Origin of the sequence: Halarchaeum nitratireducens (genome assembly GCF_017874695.1) — an archaeon.
Lineage (GTDB): Archaea > Halobacteriota > Halobacteria > Halobacteriales > Halobacteriaceae > Halarchaeum > Halarchaeum nitratireducens.
The window spans coordinates 25426-31554 of the sequence record NZ_JAGIKY010000020.1 but is presented as its reverse complement, the minus strand read 5'-3'; the positions used below and the strand labels follow the sequence as shown (position 1 = coordinate 31554).

Annotated in this window: 5 protein-coding genes; 4 read left to right on the top strand and 1 reads right to left on the bottom strand. The window is 59.9% G+C overall.

Features of this window, described 5'->3' with window-relative positions; genetic code table 11:
* The first annotated feature begins 282 nt into the window (after positions 1–282).
* Positions 283–840, top strand: coding sequence for a hypothetical protein (locus J2754_RS15305; protein WP_211087945.1), 558 nt, complete (start codon positions 283–285; stop codon positions 838–840).
* A 136-nt stretch (positions 841–976) separates the two neighbouring features.
* Here the strand turns inward: J2754_RS15305 and J2754_RS15300 are convergent, their stop codons facing one another.
* Entirely contained in the window at positions 977–1567 is a 591-nt protein-coding gene (locus J2754_RS15300) for a hypothetical protein (protein WP_211087944.1), read from the bottom strand.
* A gap of 272 nt (positions 1568–1839) precedes the next feature.
* On the opposite strand from J2754_RS15300, the gene J2754_RS15295 reads away from it, so the two are divergent.
* Genes J2754_RS15295 through J2754_RS15285 form a run of 3 tightly spaced genes read left to right on the top strand, consistent with a single transcriptional unit; the run spans position 1840 to position 5260 of the window.
* Positions 1840–2784, top strand: coding sequence for a hypothetical protein (locus J2754_RS15295; protein ID WP_425351003.1), 945 nt, complete (start codon positions 1840–1842; stop codon positions 2782–2784).
* Between the two features lie 2 nt (positions 2785–2786).
* The gene (locus tag J2754_RS15290) at positions 2787–3092 is read left to right on the top strand and encodes a DUF8156 family protein (RefSeq protein ID WP_211087943.1); all 306 of its coding nucleotides are present in this window, start codon (positions 2787–2789) and stop codon (positions 3090–3092) included.
* A 2-nt stretch (positions 3093–3094) separates the two neighbouring features.
* A complete protein-coding gene (locus J2754_RS15285) occupies positions 3095–5260 on the top strand; it encodes a type B DNA-directed DNA polymerase (protein ID WP_211087942.1) in 2166 nt (721 codons plus the stop codon).
* Positions 5261–6129 lie beyond the last annotated feature (869 nt).

Here is a 6129-nt window from a genome sequence, read left to right as displayed (position 1 = left end):
TGTCGTACACAGACTGGACTTCCTCATTCCTTCCGAAAGATGCCTCGATAAGCCGCCGCTATCACGCGGTTTCTCGCTTAACTAAAGACGGATGCGTACACGCTTTTCTCGTTCGGCTGGGAGCGTGTTCTTGCTACGGATTACAGACACTCGCAGCTATACCCGTCACCTCGAGCCTATCCGAACATCGACGAGTTCCTTGGCGATGGCCACGTCCAAGGTGAGAGGCTTCTGGGGAAGTTCAAACGGCGCGATCTGGAGGTGATCGATGAGTGCCTAACAGTGGTAGACAAGGAGGCGGACGCGACGAAGGACTGGTTCAACGAGCTGCGGAAGGAAGATGTCGACCGCATCAATTCCGTCTTTGCGGAACTCGTGCTGTTGTATCACCTGCGGACAGTATACGGGCGTGAACGCGTCTCGTTGAACGCGCGTGTTGGTGAGAAGGATTTTGATCTGCGCTTGACGACGGACGAAGAAGACGTGTGGATCGAGGTGACGAAGCCGGACTTTGCTGATTCCCTGTCCGATGGTTTCGGGTGGGGGCTTCCGAAGACCACGCAGAACTCCATCGATCGCAAGCTCAAGAGCAAGTTTGAGGAGGCCCGCGATCGCGCTCCCGAGGATGCCATCCTGATACTTGGAATATACTGCGAGGAGCAGATCAACCAGAGCTTTGCGATGGGGCAATGGCTGGATGAGGAGTATTACGACGTTGGCGAGATTTGTGATGGCTGGCTCTCCTATACTCACCTAGTCGACACGCAGATTGGGTATCAATCCTTCACAGACGGCGGTGAGCGATGTCGGTCGCTGTTTGATCGGATGGTTGAGGAGTGAGACTAGATTCCCCCCCAGTTATTCCAGCGGCGATAGCCGCAGTCCGGTAGTTCTTCCCGTTGATGTGCGTCCGATGATGACCCCTTCCGGCAGGCAGTCGTTTTCTACAGATCCTTTTCGGCTCTGAATCGGGTGGTTAGAGCTCGGTCGGGGGCATTAGCTCACAGAGAACAGCTGCTTGGTCAAGAAGTGCGTCGAAGAGCCGTTCAGTCGGCCGATATAGCGCGTGGTGTTCATCAACAGAGTATGGGGTTTTCTCATCATCTGTGTGTGAGAGAAATCCGCACTCGAGAAGCGGAGCAAGGGTAGTATCCAGCGCAGTTTCGGAACGGCCGGATTCGGCTTCAAGAATGTGTCGAGGGAACTCAGAAAGGAACCGCGTACAGCAACTCAGGACGTGAGCACGTCGATCAGCGAATAGTTCGTTGAGCGCAGTACGATGGGTGCGTGTCCAATACTCGTCGAGTTTGACGTATGTGCGAACGATAGAGGAAAGCTCGTTCAAGGAACCATTAGCATGGACGATGCCAAGGTCGTTGAGCGCATGTTGGTCTTTGGTGTCCAGAGACTCGCCGAGGGGATGGAGAACAGTTTGAAGCGCCTCGTGGTACCGCGAAGTGAGAAATTCCCCGGCAACAACGTGGGCGTTCACGATATTTCGAGTTGGGTGCATTGACTCGTGGTGATCGGGGTTTCGGTGGTCGACGTGGGTTCGTGGATAGCTCATAGAGCACCTCTTCCAACGTGGCGTTGAGCATTAACATTCCGAGCAGTCAGGCTCGAGACTGCAGCTGGGTAGATTTAACCAACACACCGCCGTCAATACGGCCGAGTGTTGGTTAACACGAAGTACGCTCGATTCAGGAACTATTCTCGGAAACAGGATCCAAACGGAGACTACTCAGGACTGTACCGGGATTGGAGGGGATCATATCGAGTTTCCTGAAACGCGGAAGCGACACGCCGCGGCTTATCGGGAACGTAGACAACTAATCGAGTATGGGAGAACACTCAACGTCGAACCGATTGGCGGTGGACCAGCCGACACGGGGCGCTGACCGCAATCGGTCCCTTGCTGACCAGGCCGATCCGACTACGGACGAGATGTTGTTGCCGTCACTCGGCGACGGCATCACGCTGCTCGACGTCGAGGGAGGCCGCGGCGTCCCGATCCTGCAGTCGCTCGTACTCGACCATCTCCTCCTGCACGACGGGCCCGCCTTCTGGATCGACGCAAATGGTCACGCGACGACGACGACACTCGCCCAAATCGCCCCTAGTCAACGATTGCTCAACCGAATCCACGTGGCACGCGGATTCACCGCCTACCAGCACTACGGCGCCGTCTGTGGTCTCCCGTCAGCGGTGAATAAGGTAATCCAGTCGTCCACCGCCGGTTCTGGGGCGGCCGGTCGAGGGGAACCAAGTCGTGACGAGGACACGTCGCCCCACACGCCCGCCCTCATCGTCGCGCCGGCCGTCGACGCCCAGTACCGCGCCGACGATACCCTCGGCGAAACCCACGCGGAAACCCTTCAGGCTCGAACTCTCGCTCGGTTAGCGACCTACGCCGAGGGGTACGACGTCCCGGTGCTCGTTACGCGAAACGAACGAAACGAATTCACCGAGCCAGTCGCGACGGTCGCCGACCACCACCTGGAGTGCGAGCAGACTCGGATGGGGCCACGGGTCGTCGGCAAAGACTTCGAGACGCTCGTCTATCCCGTCGACGACGGCGCGTACTACCAGACGACGTTCGCGTACTGGCGGCAGCTGCTCGCGGCACGCGCCACGCAGGTCGGCGTGGAACCGACAACGCCGACGCCGTCGACGCCGACTCCGGAGGGCGTCGGAACGGGCGTCACAGCTGACGGTGAGACGGTGGCGCCCACCGCAGATCCCTTGCTCGATGCGTGGACCGCAACCGGGGTAGGAGGACGATAGCGATGGGGCGTACGAACCCAACCTACCGAGATGCGCTGCGGGCAATCGAAGAGCGGTGGGCTGAGTTCCGCCGGGCACTGCGGCGTCGCGACCAGCCTCGATTCGACCAGCTGTTCGAGTACGCCCGCGAGCACGCCGACGCCAGCGGACTATTGAACCACCAGAACCCGCTGCTGCCGGCGCTGCTCAGCATCGATCTCGAACAGGAGGGCCGTCTCGACAATCACGAGGAACGCCTCGAGAAACTCGAGGCCGCAGTCGCAGCACATGATGACGAGGAGGCCGCTCCTTCGGACGCGAACCCGTGACGATGCCGTTCAGCATCGACTACCTGGACGACGGCCGCGTCCTGGAGTGGGAGGCGACCGCCGACGGCGCCGTCGCGACCGAGCGCGATGACTACGCGCCACGCTTCTACGTCGCCGCTCGCGACCCTGATGCCAACCTCGACCTCACGACGCTCCAGTCGGTGTACGACCAGCACCCGGACGTCGTTGCGACCGAAATGGTTGCGCGACGACCGGGCTTTCGACGGGACAAGGAGACTGTTCTCGCGGTTGATGTCGCCCACATCGACCGCGTCACTCCACTCGCCCGACAGGCACGCCAGCTGTCAGCCTATCCAGTCGGAGATCTCGCCTGTTTCAACGTCGACTTCTCGCGGGAGTTCCGGTACTGTCTGGAGACCGGTGCCGATCCGACGCCGGCGAGCGAACTGTCGACGCTCCGGGTCAGCGTTCCAGTGACCGAAACGAGCAACGACATCTATGGGGAGCTGTCCGTCGCCGGCGACACCGTCACCGGCTCGCCGACGGATCTCCTGACCGCCGTCCAGGGGGCGCTCGACGCACACGATCCGGACGTCCTGGTCTGCTCGACGAGCGAGATCGTCCCGACCCTGTACGAGATGGCGACGGATGCCGGCATCGACGACTTCTCGCTGAGCCGGTGGCCGGACGTCGACTATCAGCAGCTTGCGAGCCGGTCGACGTACTCGAGCTACGGCCGCGTCGGCCACTCCCCGGCGCGGTACAACATCCCCGGCCGGGCGATTATCGACGAGTCGAACACGTTCTTCTACGGGGAGACGAACCTCGAAGGCGTCCTCGACCTCGTGTCGCGCTCGAAAAAGCCCGTCCAGGAGCTCGCGTGGGCATCGATCGGGAACGTTCTCACCGCGATCCAGATCTGCGAGGCCTACGACCGCGGCGTTCTCGTCCCGTGGAACTCCTGGCGCCACGAGTTCTACAAGCCGATGGGGACACTCCATGACGCCGACCGCGGCGGGTTCATCTTCGCCCCCGAGGTCGGCCTCCACGAGAACGTTCACGAACTCGACTTCTCCTCGTTGTACCCGAACATCATCTGTACCCGGAACGTCTCACCGGACGTCATCCGGTGTGACTGCCACAGCGACCGCGACGACGTCCCCGGTCTCGGATACTCGATCTGCGACGACCGGGGCTACCTCGTTGACGTGCTACAGCCGATCATCGACGCGCGCGACGAGATCAAGGCGGCCATCCGTCGCGAGAAGGAACGGGACGACCCCGACGAGGACCGGCTGGCGGAACTCGAGGGGCGGTCGGGAGCGCTAAAGTGGATCCTCGTCGCCTGCTTCGGCTATCAGGGGTTCAGCAACGCGAAGTTCGGCCGCATCGAGTGCCACGAGGCGATTAATGCATTCGCTCGAGAGATTCTGCTGACGGCGAAACAGCGGCTGGAAGCCGGCGGCTGGCGGGTCGTCCACGGCATCGTCGACTCCATCTGGGTGACCCCGGACCCCGATGTCGACGACGAGGACCGCGAGGACCTCCAGACGCTCGCGACGGCAATCACGGAAGAGGTCGAGATCCGGCTCGAACACGAAGCTCACTACGACTGGGTGGCGTTTGTGCCGCAGCGCGAGAGCGGCGCCGGCGCGCTGACGAAGTACTTTGGGAAGGTCGCCGGCGATGACGACTTCAAGGTCAGAGGTATCGAAGCCCGACAGCGCTCAACCCCAACGTTCATCGAGGACGTCCAGCGGGACTGTCTCGAACGGCTCGACGCGACTCGATCTCCGGACACCGCACTCGACTGTCTCCAGGAAGCAATCAAGCGCCTCCACGCTGGAACGGTGCCGGTCGAGCAGCTCGTCGAACGGAATCGTGTCTCCAAGCCGCTGGAAGGGTACACGCAGAACACACAGAACGTGGCGGCGCTGAAGCGGGCTCGGGACCAAGACCTCGCCATCCACCCGGGACAGGATATCGAGTACGTAGTTGTCGACGACGAGAAGAGTTCGCGAGAGCGGGTCGCGTTGGCCCACGAAGAGATAGAGTCGTACGATGCGTCGTACTACGAGACACAACTCGTCAGAGCTGTCGAGAGTGTGCTGGCACCGCTTGGCTGGGATCGGACGGAGATTCAACGCGAGATCGCGGAAACTCGGGAAACGGACTTGGCCGCCTTCACTGAGATTCAGGGAGATTAACCAACACTATCGAGGCATCGGGAGGTTTGTTGGTTAATACTGAGCGGAGTCACGGAGGCGACTTGGAGAGAATACCTCACCCACACACCCCTCGTCCAGAGTGAAAACCAATCAGAGGTGGGGGGTGAGGTCCACGGGAAATAGGGGTTCTCGTGAGAGAAGATCAGCAAGAATCACGGAAAGACTGCCTGAGACGTGAGAACACGGAGGAAATGGAACAACGAACACGAGCAGCGGTTCGAAACCACCCGGACGAATGCCGCCTTCGTCCTCTCCCCTGTGCTGAATGCACTTGAAGAGTGGTAGGAGGTAGGTAGTAATAAAACTTCTAGGTAATACTATGAAGATTGGTATGTTTAGAGGATCTTCGACTGTGTGACGACTGCTGTTCGAGGGATACACGTCTCACGTCTTGTGATTTCGGTACTTCCCAGCCGACTCGTCGTGTGGTTTCCGCCGGGTTGACCGAAGGACTCTCGTAGCGTTTCACTCTGGACGAGGGGTGTGGGGGTTCGATTCCGTCGTCCATGTATTGTGAAACGTTGAAGGAACAATCATTGTTTTGGCTATTCGCCAACCAGCAAAGCGGTGTCAAAACCGAAATCGTGATTGGTATCTCCCGATCTCCCTCATCAATCGGAATCAAGACACCCAATCCCGACAGTTCCGATTGTACCCTGCTTTGCTTCGGCTGGAGATCTGACCTGCGTCTTCACTCTTGATTGGGGGTGCCGACGAATGCTCGCAGCGTCACTCGAGGTTCACACCCCACTCCAGCTCGTCACACCAGCGCTTTCACTCTGGACGAGGGGTGTCTGCCGTGCGTCAGACGTCCAGGGGCGATGTGTCCTCTCATAGAAGTGATTGAT

Bases quoted from the DNA above. Each gene is read 5' to 3' on its own strand.
- J2754_RS15300 (WP_211087944.1), bottom strand. From the start codon at position 1,567: ATGAGCTATCCACGAACCCACGTCGACCACCGAAACCCCGATCACCAC.
- J2754_RS15295 (WP_425351003.1), top strand. From the start codon at position 1,840: ATGGGAGAACACTCAACGTCGAACCGATTGGCGGTGGACCAGCCGACA.
- J2754_RS15290 (WP_211087943.1), top strand. From the start codon at position 2,787: ATGGGGCGTACGAACCCAACCTACCGAGATGCGCTGCGGGCAATCGAA.
- J2754_RS15285 (WP_211087942.1), top strand. From the start codon at position 3,095: ATGCCGTTCAGCATCGACTACCTGGACGACGGCCGCGTCCTGGAGTGG.